A 17,743-nucleotide genomic window follows, 5' to 3' on the forward strand; every position below is an offset into this window, starting at 1 on the left:
CCCTGTGTACCCGGGATCTTCGGACCGATTCCCCTTTGATGTGTGGTGATTCTGCGAAGAGGGTGTGATTACCCCGACATGTGAGCCTCGTCTCGTCCTGCGGCGCGGGCGACCGGCACTCGGGGCAGGGCGTGCGGATGGGTCTCGCACAGGTAGCCGACGAGGTGTTCGCGGACCTGGCAGCGCAGCTCGAACGCGGCGTCGGCGTCGGGCGCGGTCATCAGGGCCCGCACCACGATGGTGGTCGGTGTGGTGTCGACCACCTGGAGGGCGCTGCCCTCGCCGTCCCACAGCGAGCTCTTGGCGAGGAACGCCTCGAACTCCGTCCGCAGCTCGGGCACCGGGGTGCGGTGGTCCAGGTGGAACAGTGCGGTGCCGGTGATCTTGCTGGTGCGCCGCGACCAGTTCTCGAAGGGGCGGCCGGCGAAGTACGACATCGGCATCACCAGTCGCCGCTGGTCCCAGGTGGCGATCACCACCGAGGTGAGCGTGATCTCCTCGACCGTCCCCCACTCGCCGGCGACCACGACGACGTCGCCGATCCGGATCAGGTCGCCGAAGGCCATCTGGATGCCCGCGAACAGGTTGGCGAGGGTGCTCTGGGCCGCGATCCCGGCCACCACGCCGACCAGCCCGGCGGAGGCGAGCAGGCTGGTCCCGAGCCCCCGGACGGCGGGGAAGGTCATCAGCATCGCCCCGAGGGCGACCACGGCGACGGTGGCCTGGAAGATCCGGCCGAGCAGACCTGCCTGGGTCCGGGCCCGGCCCGCCCAGGCGGGGTTGCGCCGCCGCCCGGCGAGTTGCATCGCGCCGCTCGTCGCCAGGGCGATCAGCCGCGCGGCCAGCCAGGCGCAGGCGGCGATGGTCGCGAGCACCAGCAGATGCCGGCCGGCGGCGTGCACGACCGGGGCGGTGCGGGCCCACGGCTCCCCGGCGAGCATCAGTCCGCAGGCGGTGGCCGCCAGCAGGGGTGGCCGACAGGCGCGGAGCAGGGTCGGTGTGGGACCGGTGTGCCCGCGTGCGGCGACCAGTCGTGCCACGGCCTCCGTGAGCAGGTTGAGGCCGTAGGCGGCGACGGCGGCCGAAGCGGCGACGACGATCAGGCGGACGAGGCTCCACCCCATGGTGTGCGGTTCCCTTCCTCGGGTCGGTCCCGCGGGGGCGGTCCGCGGGAATGGGTCCCGCCTGCCCCCGGCTCCGCCGCCCACACCCGCCCCGGCCCCGCCGCCCGCCCCCCGGCCTGCCCGGCGGCCGATCGGCCCCCCGCCGCCGCCGGATCCGCGCTGGGCCGGCCGGGTGACGTCTGACGGATCGTCGGCCCGCGTGCATACCGGGGCGGGGCCGGGGCAGGCGCCCCTACGACCGACCGCCGGCCCGGCGGTCGGACCTCGGCGGAGAAGGGAAACATGATGACACAGATCGAGGAGTCGGTCCTGGTCGACGTGCCGCTCGCGGTGGCGTACGAACAGTGGCGGAAGGTCGAGGACTTCCCGCGCTTCATGCGCGGCGTGGTCAGCATCGAGCGGCGTGGCGGGGAGCTCACCCACTGGGTGGTCGGCGTGGCCGGCGCGCACCGCGAGTTCGACGCCGCGACGACCGAGGTGGTGCCGGACGAGCGGGTGGCCTGGGCCGCGGTGGCCGGGGAGGTCCGGCAGTCGGGCGTGGTGACGTTCCACCGTCTCGGGGAGGACTGCACGCGGATCATGCTCCAGCTGGAGGTCGAACCGCAGGGTCTGCTGGAGCGGATCGGGGAGGCGCTCGGTTTCGTCGACCGTCAGGTCATCGACGACCTGCACGACTTCAAGGAGTTCGTCGAAGCCGCGCACGGCGGCCCGCCGAGCGCACCCCCGGGCGCCGACCCCGGCACGCCCCGGGCGGCCTGACCGCCCACCGGTCGGCACCGCCGCCCGTCCACCCACCCGCCAGCGCGCCCGATCGACGCCCGCCGCGCCGGCGGCCCGGTCAGGGCCGGAGTTCCCGCAGCGCCCGACACCGCGTCATGCGTCGTTCACGTGGCGGTCGCCGACCTTGGGATGAATGGGGTCGCCCGCAGTTGTACAGCCAACTGCCGGCAACCCTCATCCCGATCTCCGTGACCAGCCGCGGACGGGCCCGGCCGTGCCCTCCCGCGGACCGGTCGCCCGGGCGCGGCGGACAGGACCACCGTGGCCGCAGGCAGCGCCCTGACGCTCAGCTCATCCGCCAACCCGGTCGAAGGCGACAGGCTCACCCTCCACTGGAGCACCGACGCCCCGGACGCCAAGAACTGGGTCGGCATCTACGACGGCAGCAGGAAGCCCGGCACCGGCTCGTCGCTGCTCTGGAAGTACACCCCGGCCGCCGCCGGGGACGTGCAGCTCGACACCTCGGCGCTGACCGGCGGCCCGTACACCGCGTACCTGCTGGCCAAGGACGGCTACGGCGTCCTGGCGCAGACCGCGCCCTTCACCTTCCGGCCCAAGCCCGCCGTGGTCCGCCCGCACAGCGCGGTCGACGCGCTGACCACCGCGGCCGTGGCGCCCGGGGGCGCCGTCTCGGTCAAGCTCGGCGGTCTCTGGTCCCGGCCGGCCGGCAACCCGGCGGGCACCGCGGCGTTCCGCAAGATCAGCGGCCCGGCCTGGGCCTCCGTCGGCTCCGACGGCACGCTCACCGGGACCGCGCCCGCCACCGCGCCGAAGAACCCGGAGGTGGTGGTCGTCGGCGTGAAGGACAGCGCGGGCGCCACCGACACCGTCACCGTGCAGATCCCGGTGGCGGACCCGGCAGGGCCGCTGCGGCTGAAGGTGGCGAGCTGGAACCTCGCCGAGGCCGGCGCGGCCTTCACCGACGCGGTGGAGAAGCAGCTGCGGGTGGTGCTCGCCCAGGGCCTGGACGTGCTCGCCCTCCAGGAGACGGCCGGCAGCGCCGCCCAGAGCCTGGCCACCGCGCTCGGCTGGTACGCCTACCAGAGCGCGGGCAGCGTCGGCGTCCTCAGCCGCTACCCGCTGTCCGCCGTCACCCCGGTCACCGCCGGGCTGCCCGCGGCCGGTGTGACGGTGCAGCTGCCCGGCGGCCGGGGCGTCCGCTTCTGGGCCGCCCACCTGGACGAGGCGAACTACGGCCCCTACGCGGTGCAGGACGGCCAGAGCGCTGCCCAGGTGACCGCCGGGGAGAGCGCCTCCGCCCGCCTCCAGCAGGCCACGGCGCTCGCCGCTGCCGTCCGCGCCGAGGCCGCCGCGCACACCCCGGTGGTCCTCGCCGGCGCGCTCTCCTCGCCCTCGCACCTGGACTGGACGGCGGCCACCGCGGCCAGCCACGGCGGGGTAGGCCCGCTGAACTGGCCGGTCACGGTGGCCCTCCAGGAGGCCGGACTGACCGACAGCTTCCGGGAGGAGCACCGGAACCCGGCCAAGGCGCCCGGGGCCACCTGGTCGCCGGTCCGCAAGCAGCGGGGCAGCGAGCCGGAGCCGCAGGACCGGATCGACTACGTGCTGTACGCCGGCCCGCTGAAGCTGGTCGAGGCGCACACCCTGGTGGCCGACTGGCCCGCCACCGGGACCGACCCGGCCGCGATCGCCGCCAACCAGTGGCCCTCCGACAGCGCCGCCGCGGTCGCCACCTTCCAGCTCTGACGGCCTCCCGCCCCGTCCTGCTCCCTCCCCCGCCCCGAGAGGCCCGTTCGCCATGTCCGATCTCTCCCGTCGTTCCTTCGTCGGCGCCACCGCGGCCGCCGGCGCCGCCGCACTGACCGGCCTGCCCGCCGCGTCCGCGAGCGCCGCTCCCGCCGCCGGCCGGCCCACCGGCACCATCAAGGACGTCAAGCACGTCGTGGTGCTGATGCAGGAGAACCGCAGCTTCGACCACTACTTCGGCACCCTCAACGGCGTCCGCGGCTTCGGTGACAAGCAGGCCCTCCGGTTCCCGGACGGCACCGACGTGTTCCGCCAGCCCGACGCCGGGCGCGCCGACGGCGGCGCGATGCTGCCGTACCGGATGGACACGGCCAAGTACAACGCGCAGAACGCCGGCGGCCTCCCGCACGACTGGGCGACCGGTCACCAGGCGATCAACAACGGCGCGATGAACAAGTGGATCGCCGCCAAGGGCGAGCGCACCATGGGGTACTTCACCCGCGCCGACATCCCCTACCAGTACGCGCTGGCCGACGCGTTCACCCTCTGCGACGCCTACTTCACCTCGCTGGCCGGCCCGACCGACCCCAACCGGCTCTACCTGTGGACGGGCACCTCCGGCCCCGGACGGGACGGCACCACCGGTCCCTGGATCGACAACACCCCGGTGACCGACAACCCCGTCGCCGACTGGACGACCTACGCCGAGCGGCTGCAGGCGGCCGGCGTCTCCTGGCGGGTCTACCACAACCCCAGCAAGGACGACCGGACGGGCGACTACGACGACAACGCCCTGTCCTACTTCAAGCAGTTCCACAACTTCCCGAAGGACGACCCGCGTTACGTCAACGCGATGACCAGGTTCGACCCGGCGGCCTTCGACGCCCACTGCAAGGACGCCACCCTGCCGACCGTCTCCTGGCTGGTCGCGCCCTACCTGTTCAGCGAACACCCCAACGCCGGCCCGGCGTACGGCGCGCACTGGGTGAACCAGGCCCTCCAGTCGCTGATGTCCAACCCCGCCGTCTGGCAGCACACCGTCTTCCTCGTCATGTACGACGAGAACGACGGCTACTTCGACCACATGGTGCCGCCCACCCCCGAGGCCGGTACGGCCGAGGAGTTCACCCAGGGCCGCGCGATCGGCCTCGGCAACCGGGTGCCACTCTGGGTCGCCTCCCCCTGGTCACGCGGCGGCTACGTCAACTCCCAGGTCTTCGACCACACCTCGGTCCTGCGCTTCATGGAACAGGTCACCGGGGTCGCCGAACCCAACATCTCCGCCTGGCGCCGGGCCGTCTGCGGCGACCTCACAAGCTGCTTCGACTTCGCGGCCCCGGACTTCTCGATACCGGAGCTGCCCGACACCGTGGCGCTGATGGCCAAGGCCGACGCGGGGGCGGCGCTCCCCGGTGTCGTGCTGCCCGCCGCCGGCACCCAGTCGATGCCCGTCCAGGAGCCCGGCGAGCGCCCGCACCGTCACCTGCCCTACCAGCCCTGGGCGGACGTCGAGGTGGACCGGAAGACCGGCAAGGTCACCTGCACGATGAGCAACGACGGCTCGGTCGCCTTCCCCTACACCGTCTACCCCAACATCGTCCTCCCGTTCGCCGGGACGCCGTACACGGTGGCGCCCGCTGCCACCGCCACCTACGTCTGGGACGCCGCCGCCACGCACGGCCGGTACGACTTCACCGTCCACGGCCCCGACGGCTTCGTCCGCCGCTTCGCCGGCACCGTCGTCCGGGACGGTGAGGACGGCCAGAACGACATCGGCGTGCCGATCGTGACGGCCGATCTGAGCGGCTCCTCCCGGCTCACCCTCCAACTGGTCAACGACGGCCTGACCGACGTCGGCTTCACCGCGGTGCCCAACGACTTCGCGGGCACCGCGCAGACGGTCTGGGTCAAGCCCGGCAAGCAGGTCAACCTGGCCTGGCCGCTGGACAAGCAGGGCCGCTACGACGTCGTCGTGACGGCGGGCACCGGTCTGCGCTTCACCCAGCGGTACGCGGGCTGGGTGCACTGACCCCGGCGCCGCCGCCCGGGCCCGGGTGGGAACGGCCGGAGGCGCCGAACCGGTGACCTCCGGCCGTGGTTCGGCCGCCCGCCGCGGCCCGGCGGTTAGCGTCGGGCCATGCAGAAGATCACCACCTTCCTCTGGTTCGACGACCAGGCCGAAGAGGCCGCCCGCTTCTACACCTCGGTCTTCGCCAACTCCCGGATCACCGGCGTGACCCACTACGGCGAGACCGGCCCCGGCGAGCCGGGCCGGGTCATGACCGTCACCTTCGAACTCGACGGTCAGCAGTTCGTCGCCCTCAACGGCGGTCCGGTGTTCCACTTCACCGAGGCCATCTCGCTCCAGGTCGACTGCGCCGACCAGCAGGAGGTCGACGACCTCTGGGCCAAGCTCACCGCCGACGGCGGCGCGGCCAGCGAGTGCGGCTGGCTCAAGGACCGCTACGGGCTCTCCTGGCAGATCGTCCCCCGCGTGCTGACCGAACTGATCGCGGACCCGGACCCGGCCAAGGCCGCCCGGGTGGTGGCGGCGATGCTGCGGATGCAGAAGATCGAGATCCAGCCGCTCCTCGACGCCGCCCGGGGCTGAGACCGCCACCGCCGCGTCGGGCCCGAGGGCCCCGGCCGACGCCGGGGCCCTCAGGCCCGCTGCCCTCAGGCCCGCTGCCCTCAGGCCCGCTGTTTGACCGCCCGCCGCCTCCGCAGCCGGCCCGGGTTCAGCCGCTCGCCCCGGGCCAGCCTCCGCAGCCGGGCGAACCGGGAGAACCGCTCCCGGTTCGCCACCGAGGCCCGGTCCAGTTCCTCCATCAGCCGCCGGCTGCGGTGCTCCAGATCGAGTTCGTCGAGGATCCGGTCCACCTCGGCCAGCAGCGAACCGTGCAGCTGCCAGGCCTCCGGGTGCTCCTGCACCCGGAGCAGCAGCAGATGGGCGACGTTCTCCCGACTGGCCCAGGCGGCGGCCAGCTCGGAGGTCAGCCGCCGCTCGGCCTCCTCGGCGTTGCGGCTCACCTGGGTGGTGACCAGTACCGCGAAGCTCACCAGCGCCCCGCCGAGGTGGCTCAGCAGCTCCTCCAGCGCGACCGCGACGTCGGCCGGGAACAGCCGCTCGCCCGGGGCCCGCCGCTTGGCGAGGTCGGTGAGCGACCGGGCCAGCACCCGGATCACCACCACGCAGATCTCCAGCGTGTCCAGACCGGTCCGCAGCACCAGCCGGGAGAGCAGCCCCTCGCTGATCCGGGGGTTGAGCCGCAGGCTGTCCTCGGCCTGTCGCAGGGCGCCGTCGACGTCCGCGATGGCCTGGTCGAGCCGGCGGGCCTCGTACAGCCGTTCGGCCGCGCGCTCCACGGGGGTGGGCTCGCCGAGCTCCTCGGCGATGCCGAGCAGCAGGTGCCGGGCCCGCCGGGCGAGGTCCTCGATCGACTCGCCCGCCGTGTCGATCCAGACCGGCGGGGCGAACAGCAGATTGAACAGCAGTCCGACGGTGGCGCCGATCAGCGTCTCCAGCACCCGGTCCCAGGCCTGTGAGGTCACCTGGCTCACGCCCAGGATGAGCATCGCGCTGATCGCCACCTCCTGGACGAACTCGTCCACCCGGACGAACCGCCCGATGATCAGCGAGGCCAGGATGATCATGCCCAGGCTCCACCAGGAGAGCCCGACCACCGAGCTGAAACCGATCGCGATCAGCACCCCGACGACCACCGAGTTGACCCGGCGGATGCTGGTGGTCAGCGTCGAGTAGACGGTGACCTGGACGACCAGCAGCGCCGTCAGGGGGGCGGTCAGCGGCGCCGGCTCGCTGCTCAGTCGAGTGGCCACCACGTACGAGAGCGTGGCGGCCACCGTGGCCCGGACCGTCTGGACGACGAAGGGTTGTCGGGCACCGCGGCGCAGCGTGGTGGCGAAGGTCTCCGGGAGTAGGGCCATGCCGCCCTTCTTTCCCCGTCCTGGCAGCTCACACTGCTGATCCACCGCACCGGCACTCGAAAGAGCCGCTCGTCCGGCCGACGGCGCCGGCTCGGCACTAGGGCCGGCGGCGCTGTTCGCGCAGCAGCTTCCAGGGTGCGAGCGCCGATTCGAGCTGTACGCCGAGGCTCATCTTGGAGGTGCCCTGGACGCGTTCCTCGAACCGGATCGGCACCTCGCGGATCCGCATGCCCCGCTGGACGGCGCGGTAGTTCAGCTCCACCTGGAACGAGTACCCGTTGCTGTGCACCGAGGGCAGGTCGATCGCCCGCAGGGCCTGCGCGCGCCAGGCCTTGAACCCGGCGGTGGCGTCCTTGACGCCGAGGCCGAGGATGGTGTTGACGTAGAGGTTCGCCCAGGCCGACAGCGCCTTGCGGTGCCACGGCCACTCCTCGGCGGTCGAGCCGCCGGGCACGTAGCGCGAGCCGAGCACCACGGCGGTGCTCTCGTCGGCCAGCAGTGTCTCCACCATGACCGGGAGGACCGAGGCGGGGTGCGACAGGTCGGCGTCCATCTGCACCACCACGTCGGCGCCCTCCGCCAGGGCCCGGGTCATGCCCGCGACGTAGGCCCGGCCGAGGCCGTCCTTCTCGGTGCGGTGCAGTACGGAGACCGTGCCGGGCGCCCGGGCCGCGAGCCCGTCCGCGACCTCGCCGGTGCCGTCCGGGGAGTTGTCGTCGACCACCAGCAGGTGCAGACCGGGCAGCTTCAGGTCAGCGAGCAGCCCCGCGAGGACCGGCAGGTTCTCCCGCTCGTTGTACGTGGGTACGACGACAACGACCTTGGGGGAGGCCTCGACCATGTTCTGTCCCTCGCGCGATCCCCGGCCGGTGCCGCGCCGCCGGCGCCCGCAGCCGACCGGACAGGTGTCCACTTCGGTCGGGCGAGTCTAGCCGCGGTCGTACGTGCCCGGTCGCACCGCCCACCGGTGCTCCGGGCCGCGGCCGTCCGGCCGCCGGCCGGCACCCCGGTCCGGGACGTGTCGTCCGCGGCCGGGGTGCCGGGTGTGCCCTCCGGCTGCGGTGCGGGGTGCCCGCCGGCGGGCTTCCGGGTGCCTACCGGCTGGGGTGCGATCTGCTCCAGGCGGGGGCGACCAGGGCGATCAGGCCGACGGCGAAGGCGAGCTGGAGGATGTGGCGGATCCAGTCGATGCCCGAGGTGTGCCGCACGCCGACCCAGCCGGCCACCGCGTTGCCCAGCCAGGCGCCCGCGGCGCCGAGCAGCATCGTCAACCACCAGGGGATCGCCTGCGGGCCACGCAGGATCAGCTTGGCCAGAACACCCAGCACGAAACCGATGAGCAGAATCCACAGGAGCTGGAACATCGCATTCCACCTTTCGATGCGCGTTTCCCCATGATCGCCCGGATCACCCGCTTCGGCACGTCGGCGCGGGCCGCCCGGCGGCGGGCCCGGCCGGGCGCTCAGCGGTCGGCGTGGCTGAGGGCGGCCCCGGAGACCGGGTCGAAGACGTGCAGCCGGTCGGTGTCGATCCACAGCTCCAGCGGGCTGCCCTCGGCGGCCCGGGTGTCGGTGCCGATCCGGGCCACCACCTCGCGCCCGCGCGCGGTGGCGCCGGTGTCCCGCCGCTGCGCGGCCAGCTCCTCCAGCGCACCCGGGACGGCCGCCTCGCCCTCGACCGTGAAGTGCGCGAAGACGTCGGAGCCGACCGACTCCAGCACCTCGACCGCGACGGTGGCCGTCCGACCGCCGTGCGGGTGCTCCAGGAGGGCCGCGTCCTCGAAGTGCTCGGGCCGCAGCCCGACGACCACCTCGCGCGGCGCGTCCGCCGCGGTCAGCCGCTGCCGGAGCCGGTCGCTCACCGGCAGGTCGGCCAGCGCGGTGCGCAGCACGCCCTGCTCCAGGGTGGCGTCCAGGAAGTTCATCCCCGGTGAGCCGATGAACCCGGCGACGAACAGGTTGACCGGCTCGTCGTAGAGCTGCTGCGGCGCGCCGACCTGCTGGACGACGCCGCCGCGCAGCACCACCACGCGGTCACCGAGCGTCATCGCCTCGACCTGGTCGTGCGTCACGTAGACGGTGGTGGTGCCCAGCCGGCGCTGGAGGCGGGAGATCTGGGTGCGCATCTGCACCCGGAGTTTGGCGTCCAGGTTGGAGAGCGGCTCGTCCATCAGGAAGGCCTTGGGGTCGCGGACGATCGCCCGGCCCATCGCGACCCGCTGGCGCTGGCCGCCGGAGAGGTTGGCGGGCCGGCGGTCCAGGTGCTCGGTCAGGTCGAGGATCCGGGCGGCCTCCTCGACCTTGGCGGCGATCACCGCCTTGTCGGTCTTCGCCAGCCGCAGGGCGAAGCCCATGTTCTCGCGGACGCTCATGTGCGGGTAGAGCGCGTAGCTCTGGAACACCATGGCGATGTCCCGGTCCTTGGGGGCGCGGTCGTTGACCACCTGGCCGTCGATCCGCAGGGTGCCCTCGGTGATGTCCTCCAGGCCCGCGATCATGTTGAGGGTGGTGGACTTCCCGCAGCCCGAGGGGCCGACCAGGATCACGAACTCGCCGTCCGCGACGGTCAGGTCGATGCCGTGGACGGCGACCGCGCCGTCCGGGTAGCGCTTGGTGATGCCGTCGAGGACGATCTCGGCCATGCCCTGCCTGCCTTCCTGGGACGCTTCCTGCGGGGTGCTTTTCGGGGGTCAGCCCTTGACGGCGCCGGCGGTGAGGCCGGCCACGATGCGGCGCTGGAACAGCAGCACGAAGACCACGATCGGGATCGTGATCACCACGGCCGCCGCGGCGATCGAGCCGGTCGGCTGCTGGAACTGCGAGCTGCCGGTGAAGAACGCGATCGCCGCCGGGACGGTCCGTGCGGCGTTGGTGGAGGTCAGCGAGATGGCGAAGAGGAAGTCGTTCCAGCAGAAGATGAAGACCAGGATCCCGGTGGTGAACACCCCCGGCGCCGCCAGCGGCGCGATCACCAGCCGGAACGCCTGCGCGGGCGTCGCGCCGTCCACCTTCGCCGCCTTCTCCAGGTCCCACGGGATCTCCCGGAAGAACGCCGACAGGGTGTAGATCGCCAGCGGCAGCGAGAACGTCATGTACGGGATGATCAGGCCCGGCCAGGTGTCGAAGAGGCCCAGGACCCGCTCGATGTTGAACAGCGGCGAGACCAGCGAGATCGGCGGGAACATCGCGATCAGCAGCGACATCCCGATCAGCAGCCGCTTGCCCGGGAAGCGCAGGCGGGCCACCGCGTAGGCGGCCATGGTGCCGAGGACGACCGCGATGGTGGTGGCGATGACGGCGATGCCGATCGAGTTGACCAGCGCGCGGGTGAAGTCCGAGGTCTGGAAGATGCCGCGGTAGTTCTCCAGCGTCCACTTGCGCGGGACGAAGTCGCCGTCGTTCAGCGTGCTCGGGTCCTTGAAGGAGAGCGCGGCGATCCACCAGACCGGGAACAGCGCGTAGAGCACCACCAGCAGGTTGACGACGCCCCAGCCGGCCGCCGCGCGCGTGCGTCGGGAGGTCATCGGCCCTCCGTCCCGCCACCGGGCGCCGAGGCGCCGAACACCTTGATGAAGACGAGCGCGATCGCCGCCACGCAGAGGAAGATCAGCACCGAGATCGCCGAGCCGATGCCCAGGTTGAGCGCGGTGAAGAGGTTGTCGTAGCCGAGGATCGACACCGAGCCGGTGTCGTTGGACCCGCCGGTCAGGACGTAGATGTTGTCGAAGACCCGGAACGCGTCGAGGGTGCGGAAGAGCAGGGCGACCAGGATGGCCGGCTTCATCAGCGGCAGGATCACCAGCCGCAGCCGCTGGCCGAAGGTCGCGCCGTCCACCATCGCGGCCCGGACGGTCTCCCCGGGGACGAGCGCCAGACCGGCCAGCAGCAGGAGCGCCATGAAGGGCGTGGTCTTCCACACCTCGGCCAGGATGATCAGCCCGATCGCCTGCCAGTGGTCGGTGAGCGGGGCGCTGCCCTCGGGCAGCAGCGCGGCCAGGTAGCCGGTGCCCGGCGTCCAGGCGTACTGCCAGGAGTAGGCGGCGACCACGGTGACGATCCCGTACGGCACCAGGACGGCGGTGCGCACCGTGCCCCGGCCGAACACCGCCCGGTGCATCACCAGCGCCAGCGCGAGCCCCAGCACCAGCTCGATGGCCACCGAGACGGCGGTGATCAGCACCGTCACCCAGAGCGCCTGCCACCAGAACGGGGAGGAGAGCACGGCGGCGTAGTTGCCGAACCAGACGAACTCCGCCTGCTGGGGGAAGCGCAGGTCGTAGCGCTGGAGGGAGAGGTAGACGGCGTAGCCGACCGGGTAGGCCGTCACGGCGGTCATCACCAGCACGGCCGGGGCGCAGAGCAGCCAGCCGAGCCGGCGCTCCTGGCGCGAGCCCTCGGACAGGCCCTTCGGGGCTGTCGCGGGGAGGGTGGGCGGCCTGGTCACGGGATCAGCCCCTTCGAGCCGAGCGCGTCCCTGAGCTGGCCGTTCAGCGCGGAGACGGTGCTCTCCGGCTGCACGGCGGACGGTGGGGAGAGCGCGTGCGAGATCGCGATCGAGACGTTCTGGTAGGCGGGCGTCTGCGGCCGGACGGAGGCGGAGTCCAGCGCCGCCAGCACGTCGGCGGCGAACGGGTAGCTGTCGGTCAGCTCGGCGGCGGTGTAGAGGCTGCGCAGCGACGGCGGCAAGCCGCCCTTGAGCGCGTTGGTCAGCTGGTTGTCGCGGTTGCGCAGGCAGAGGGTGGCCTCCTGGGCCAGCTCGGGGTGCCGGCTGTAGGCACCGACCGCGAGGTCGATCCCGCCGATGGTCACGCTCGCCGGGCGGTCCGGGAGGACGGCCGGGTAGGGCGCCCAGCGGAAGTGCGGGAACAGCTCGGGCTGGTCGGCCTTCATCGCCGGGTAGACGAACGGGTAGTTGAGCTCGAAGGCGGCGGAACCGGACTCCATCGCCAGCCGGTTCTGGTCCTCCATCTGGTTGGAGAGCGAGGGGTCGGCGGCGGGGGAGTGGGCGAGGTCCCGGATGACGCCGGCGGCGGTGACGGCCGGCGGCCCGAGCGAGGGGGCGGTCGCGTCGGGGGTGAGCACCGAACCGCCGGCGCTGGTCACCAGGGTGTTGAACCAGACCGTCAGGCCCTCGTACTGGGCGCCCTGGACCTCGACGAAGTGCGGTTTGCCGGCCTTGGCCAGCGCGTCGGCCATGCCGAGCATCTCGGCCCAGGTGCGCGGCGGGGTGGGGACCAGGTCGTCGCGGTACCAGAGCAGTTGGGTGTTGGAGTTGTACGGGACGGCGTACAGCCGGTCCTTCCAGGTCGCGGTCTTCAGCGCGGCGGCCAGAGTGTCCGCGCCGGCCTGCTCCTTGAGCGCGCCGGTCCACTCGCGGATCCAGCCGGCCTCGGCGAACTCGGGCGCCCAGGTGACGTCGAGGCCCATGATGTCCACCCCGGCGTCGTGCGCGGCGAGCCGGCGCACCAGCTGCTGGCGCTGGCCGTCGGCGGTGCGCGGCAGCTTGTTGTAGCGGATCGAGTAGCGCCCGCCGGAGTCGCGGCCGCAGGAGTCGGCGGCCTGCTGAAGGGCGCCGGAGTCGTCGGGGAAGTTGTACCAGTCGAGGGTGACCGGTCCGCCGCCCCCGTCGGCGCCGCTGCCGCAGGCGGCGAGGGCCAGGGTCAGCAAGTGGACCAGGACGAGTGCGGCCCGGTGACGTGGTCTCGGCACGGCTCTCCCTCCGGTGGCGGCCTGCGGGTGGTCACGCTAGGGCGCGCGGCGGGGGCGGGCCGGGAGCTGACGGCGCGACACACCCGATACCCGCCGGGTGGGCTAGAGCTGGTCCGACCGCCGCCGCCGCGTGCGGCGGGAACGGTCGGACCGGGCCCGGCGCCGTTCCGCTTCGATCGGCGCCGGCCGGCCGGTGGCTCTGGCGGGCCGGCCCGCACAGCCGCTACGGTCTGGACCATTCACCCGTTGGCCGATCGGCCGCAGTCCCCGTCCAGGCCCTTCCGGGAGTCGTCATCAACACCCGATCCACCGTCAGCGCCCCGCTCACCCTGCCCGATCTGCTGGACGACCGGGCGGCCCGGCACCCCGGACGGACCGCCCTGTTCGTCCCCGGAGGCGCGCCGCTGGACTACCGCCGGTGGCGCGAGCGCGCCGTCCGCGCCGCCCACGGACTCGCCCGCGCCGGGGTCCGGCCCGGGGACCGGGTGCTGCTGCTGTTCCCCAACCACGGCTGGGACGCGTACGCGGTGGCCTTCCTCGCCGTCCACTACGCGGGCGCGGCCGGGGTGGTGGTCCGCGAGGACCTCGGCCCGGAGGACACCGCGCGGCTCGCGACGGCGAGCGCGGTGCGCCTGGCGGTGGCCGGCCCGGCGGAGGACCCCCGGGCGGCCGCGGCCGGCGTGCCCTGCCTGCCGCTCGCCGCGCTGGAGGCGGTGACCGGCGCCCCCGACGAGCCGCCGCACCGGGCCCGCCCCGAGGACCTGGCCCAGGTGATCGGCACCTCCGGCACCACCGGGGCGCCCAAGGGCGTGCACGCCGCGCACGCCAGCCTCACCGCGGGGCAGCGGCTGGATCCCAGACCCCGGCCGTACGCCCACTCGGCGCACGCCGTGCACGCCTTCCCGATCGGCACCAACGCGGCCCAGGTCGTCCTGGTCAACGCCCTGGTCGCGGCGCCCACGACGATCTGCCTGCCGCGCTTCGACGCCGAGGAGTTCGGCCGGACCGTCGAGGAACACCGGGTCGGCACCGTCTTCCTGGTGCCCTCGATGGCCGTGGAACTGCTGAACTCCGGCGTGGCCCACCGCCGGGACCTCGGCAGCGTGCTGCTGGTCAGCTCCTCGGCGGCCGCGCTGCCCGCGCCGGTCGCGACGGCGCTCACCGCCGCGCTCCCCACCGCCACCGTCGTCAACACCTACACCTCCGCCGAGTCCTCCCCGGCCCAGATATCGGCCGTCGTGGACGCCCGCCGGCCGGGCTCGGTCGGCCGCCCGGCCAACCCGGCCGACCTGCGGCTGCTCGGCGCGGACGGGCACCCGGTGGAGCCCGGCGCCGTCGGCGAGGTCTGGCTGCGCCAGCCCGGCCCGCCGCGCGGCTACGTGGCCGGACCGGGCGAGTCGGCCGCCGTCTTCAAGGACGGCTGGGTGCGGGTGGGCGACCTCGGACGGCTCGACGCGGACGGCTACCTCTACCTGGTGGACCGGGAGAGCGACCTCATCAAGTCCGGTGCGCTGAAGGTCTCCACGCTGCGCATCGAGGACGTGCTGCACGCCCACCCGCGGGTCGCGGACGCGGCCGCGCTGGGCGTCCCGCACCCGGTGATGGGCGCCGTACCGGTCGCCGCCGTGGTGCCCGCCGCGGACGGCCTCGACCTCGACGAGCTGCGGCTGTTCCTGAGCGCCCGGCTCGGTCGCGCCGAACTGCCCGTCCGGATCCTGGTCGCCGACCGCCTGCCGCGCAACCCCAGCGGCAAGGTGGTGAAGCACGAACTGCGGGCCCGGTTCACCGAATCGGCCGACCCCGCCCCCGGCACCCCGCCCGCCACCGACCGCGAGGTCGCCCTGGCCGGGCTCTGGCGGCGGGTGCTGGGCCGCCCGGTGCGGGCCGTCGAGGACGAGTTCTTCGCCCTCGGCGGGGACTCCTTCCGGGCCGTCCAGCTGGCCGCCGCCATCTCCGCCGAGTTCGGCGTCACGGCGAGCACCGCCCTGGTCTTCGAACGGCCCTCGCTGCGCGCCCAGGCGGCCTGGCTCAAGGAGGCGCCGACGACGGTCCGGGAGCCGGGCCCACCGGCCGAGGAGGAGGTCTCGGACTTCCTCCGGGAGCTGCGCGCCCAGCCGCACGACGTCCCGCTCACCTCCCAGCAGGAGAACTTCCTGCGCTGGACGGCCGAGGCCGAGGGCCGCAACGTCGGATCGGTGGCCGTGATGTTCCGGGTCACCGAGCCGCTGCGCACCGACCTGCTGGCCGAGGCGCTGCACGAGGTGGCGCGCCGTCACCCGGCGCTGCGGACCCGGTTCGTCCCGGTACCGGGAGCCGGGCAGCCGGGGATCCGGCGCGCGGTGGTCGACGCGGACCCGGGCGTGGAGGTCGTCCCGGTCGAGGCCCCGGGCGAGAGCGACGACGAGGTCTCCGCCCGGCTGGTCGCCGTCCGGGACCGGCTGACCGACATCGCCGAGGGGCCGATGACCCGCCTCGCCGTGGTCACCCGGGGCCCGGACGACCACGCCGTGCTGCTCGCGGTGCACCACATGGTCGCCGACGGCTGGTCGATCGGGGTGCTGCTGCGCGAGCTGGGCGTGCTCTACTCGGCGCTGCGGCGCGGCCGGTCGGCGCCCGCCCCCCGGCCGGGACCCGAGTACCGGGAGCTCGTCGCCCGGTCCAACGCCCACTGGCCGGCCTCCCGCGCCCACTTCGCCCGCACCCTGGCGGGCGCGCCGCCGGCGGTGGAGCCGTTCCCGGGGCGGCGGTCCACCGAGGTCGTGCTGAGCGCGGCCCACCGGCTGGCCGTCGCGCCGGAGCGGGCCGCGGCCCTGCGGGCCCGCGCGGCCGAGGCGGGCGCGACGCCCTTCCAGGCGCTCGCGGCGGTCTGGCTGGGCCTGCTGGCGGAGCGCAGCGGCCAGGGCGACCTGGTGCTGATGACCCCGGTGCCGGGCCGGACCGAACCGGCGGCCGAGCGGGCCGTGGGCTGCTTCGTCCAGTCGCTGCTGCTGCGGATCGACGCGACGGGCGCACCCGGGTTCGCCGAACTGCTGGCCCGGGTCCGGACCGCCTCGACGGCCGCCCTGGACCACCAGCTCTACCCGTTCGCGGAGTTCAGCCCACGGGTGCCGTTCGCCGCCTGGCTCCGCTACGAGAGCTGGAGCGCGCCGGCCCAGCTGCCCGGGCTGGCCTGCACCGCCTGGGAGGTGCCGCGCAGCGCGACCGTGCCGTACCCGATGCCGGGCGGGGACCGGCACGTGCCGGAGCTGGCGGCGGTCGAGCAGCCGGACGGCGGGCTGGTCTGCTGGCTGCGCTACAACGAGCACGCCTTCGCTCCGGAGACCGTCGCGGAGCTGGCGCAGGCCCTGGAGGCCCGCTTGCCGGAGGCCGGGTGAGGAGGAGGCGGAAGGGGAGCGTGCACGGGGTCGGCAGCGGGCGGAAGCGGCCGTTTTGAACCGGTCGTCCGTCGGCGTCCGTTCCTTCCTGCACAATCGTGCATACGTTCGTCCCTTCGTACAGGAGTCTCGACCCACCATGTCGCCGCAGACCTCGGACCGCCTCCGACCCGCCGCCACCGTCCTTCCGACGCCCCGGGTGCCACGGCCGGCGCTCCGGTGCGGCCGCCCCACGGCGGGGAGCGGCCGATGAGGGGCCTCGGGGGGATCCGGCGCGGCGGGGGCTCCCTGCCCGCCGGAGCGAAGCTCTGGGCGGGCGGGCTCGCCGTGGTGCTGATCGGCGCCCTGACCGCCGGCCTGCTGTGGTGGAAGCCCTGGGCCCCGCCCGCCGCCAAGGCGCTGGACCCGATGGCGTTCACCACGGCCACCGGGGGCTCCCCGCCCTTCGGCAGCGGCGAGCACGTCTACCGTTACAAGGTCCGGGCCGAGAAGGGGCTCAAGGAGAGCCCCGAGCAGTTCGCCGCCGCGGTCGACGCCGTCCTCGGTGACGTCCGGCGCGGCTGGGCCGCCGACGGCACGCGCTCCTTCCAGCGGATGCCCGCCGACCCGGTGGACTTCACCGTCTACCTGGCGAGCCCGAAGACCACCGACCGGATATGCGGCCAGTACGGGCTGGACACCGGCGGGTCGGTGAACTGCGGGGTGGGCCACCAGGTGGTCATCAACGCCAAGCGCTGGAACGAGCTGACCGAGTTCTACACCGGCCAGCCGGAGCAGTACCACGCGCTCGCGGTCAACCACGAGGTCGGCCACATCCTCGGCCTCGGCCATGTCGACTGCCCCGGCCCGGGTCAGCCGGCGCCGGTGATGATGCAACAGATCAAGGGCCTGCACGGGTGCGTCCCGAACGGCTGGCCCTACTCCGAGACCGGCACCCTGCTCACCGGTCCCCTCCTCCCGCCCGCCACCCCGGCCCCGTAGCCACCCGTGACGCCGGTCGCCCCGCCGAACCTCCGGCGCCGGCGCGAGACTGTACCTGCCATGACCGCCCCCAACGCACCTCGGCCAACTGCCCCTATCGGTGTACCGGTTCGGCGCCGAC

Annotated in this window: 14 protein-coding genes; 6 read left to right on the forward strand and 8 right to left on the reverse strand. The window is 73.7% G+C overall.

Annotation, left to right across the window (positions count from 1 at the left end; translation table 11 throughout):
• Positions 1–68: 68 nt before the first annotated feature.
• The gene (locus ABZ497_RS20485; protein ID WP_359807157.1) at positions 69–1,124 is read right to left on the reverse strand and encodes a mechanosensitive ion channel domain-containing protein; all 1,056 of its coding nucleotides are present in this window, start codon (positions 1,122–1,124) and stop codon (positions 69–71) included.
• Between the two features lie 285 nt (positions 1,125–1,409).
• Here ABZ497_RS20485 and ABZ497_RS20490 point away from each other — a divergent pair, with 285 nt between their 5' ends.
• The 4 genes from ABZ497_RS20490 to ABZ497_RS20505 all read left to right on the forward strand — a co-directional run bounded on the left by ABZ497_RS20490 (position 1,410) and on the right by ABZ497_RS20505 (position 6,222).
• Positions 1,410–1,883 carry an SRPBCC family protein gene (locus tag ABZ497_RS20490; RefSeq protein WP_329491338.1) on the forward strand — a complete coding sequence of 158 codons (474 nt, stop codon included), beginning with the start codon at positions 1,410–1,412 and terminating at the stop codon, positions 1,881–1,883.
• A gap of 282 nt (positions 1,884–2,165) precedes the next feature.
• A complete protein-coding gene (locus ABZ497_RS20495; RefSeq protein WP_359807159.1) occupies positions 2,166–3,611 on the forward strand; it encodes an endonuclease/exonuclease/phosphatase family protein in 1,446 nt (481 codons plus the stop codon).
• A gap of 52 nt (positions 3,612–3,663) precedes the next feature.
• A complete protein-coding gene (locus ABZ497_RS20500) occupies positions 3,664–5,640 on the forward strand; it encodes a phosphocholine-specific phospholipase C (protein WP_359807161.1) in 1,977 nt (658 codons plus the stop codon).
• Positions 5,641–5,748: 108 nt separating this feature from the next.
• Positions 5,749–6,222, forward strand: a complete 474-nt coding sequence (locus tag ABZ497_RS20505) for a VOC family protein (RefSeq protein ID WP_352295268.1) — start codon at positions 5,749–5,751, stop codon at positions 6,220–6,222.
• A gap of 80 nt (positions 6,223–6,302) precedes the next feature.
• On the opposite strand, the gene ABZ497_RS20510 is transcribed toward ABZ497_RS20505, so the two are convergent.
• The 7 genes from ABZ497_RS20510 to ABZ497_RS20540 form a co-directional block, all read right to left on the reverse strand.
• Positions 6,303–7,559 (reverse strand): aromatic acid exporter family protein, encoded by a 1,257-nt coding sequence (locus ABZ497_RS20510; protein WP_359807164.1) that lies wholly within the window; start codon positions 7,557–7,559, stop codon positions 6,303–6,305.
• A 97-nt stretch (positions 7,560–7,656) separates the two neighbouring features.
• Entirely contained in the window at positions 7,657–8,400 is a 744-nt protein-coding gene (locus ABZ497_RS20515; RefSeq protein WP_359807167.1) for a polyprenol monophosphomannose synthase, read from the reverse strand.
• Positions 8,401–8,653: 253 nt separating this feature from the next.
• Positions 8,654–8,923 (reverse strand): GlsB/YeaQ/YmgE family stress response membrane protein, encoded by a 270-nt coding sequence (locus tag ABZ497_RS20520; protein ID WP_329491344.1) that lies wholly within the window; start codon positions 8,921–8,923, stop codon positions 8,654–8,656.
• Between the two features lie 98 nt (positions 8,924–9,021).
• Positions 9,022–10,200 carry a sn-glycerol-3-phosphate ABC transporter ATP-binding protein UgpC gene (ugpC, locus tag ABZ497_RS20525; RefSeq protein WP_329491345.1) on the reverse strand — a complete coding sequence of 393 codons (1,179 nt, stop codon included), beginning with the start codon at positions 10,198–10,200 and terminating at the stop codon, positions 9,022–9,024.
• 48 nt (positions 10,201–10,248) lie between these two features.
• Complete coding sequence (locus tag ABZ497_RS20530) at positions 10,249–11,082, reverse strand: carbohydrate ABC transporter permease (protein WP_329491346.1); 834 nt, start codon at positions 11,080–11,082, stop codon at positions 10,249–10,251.
• Positions 11,079–12,002, reverse strand: a complete 924-nt coding sequence (locus ABZ497_RS20535; RefSeq protein WP_359807171.1) for a sugar ABC transporter permease — start codon at positions 12,000–12,002, stop codon at positions 11,079–11,081. Before ABZ497_RS20535 ends, ABZ497_RS20530 begins: the two co-directional genes overlap by 4 nt.
• Positions 11,999–13,267, reverse strand: a complete 1,269-nt coding sequence (locus ABZ497_RS20540; protein WP_359807174.1) for an ABC transporter substrate-binding protein — start codon at positions 13,265–13,267, stop codon at positions 11,999–12,001. The genes ABZ497_RS20535 and ABZ497_RS20540 overlap by 4 nt, the downstream gene beginning before the upstream one ends.
• Positions 13,268–13,608: 341 nt before the next feature.
• On the opposite strand from ABZ497_RS20540, the gene ABZ497_RS20545 reads away from it, so the two are divergent.
• Both ABZ497_RS20545 and ABZ497_RS20550 read left to right on the forward strand, forming a co-directional pair.
• Entirely contained in the window at positions 13,609–16,641 is a 3,033-nt protein-coding gene (locus tag ABZ497_RS20545; RefSeq protein ID WP_359807185.1) for an AMP-binding protein, read from the forward strand.
• A 249-nt stretch (positions 16,642–16,890) separates the two neighbouring features.
• On the forward strand, positions 16,891–17,622 hold the full coding sequence (locus tag ABZ497_RS20550; protein WP_359807177.1) for a DUF3152 domain-containing protein: 732 nt from the start codon (positions 16,891–16,893) through the stop codon (positions 17,620–17,622).
• Positions 17,623–17,743: the final 121 nt, after the last annotated feature.

This window comes from Kitasatospora sp. NPDC005751, assembly GCF_040630835.1.
Lineage (GTDB): Bacteria > Actinomycetota > Actinomycetes > Streptomycetales > Streptomycetaceae > Kitasatospora.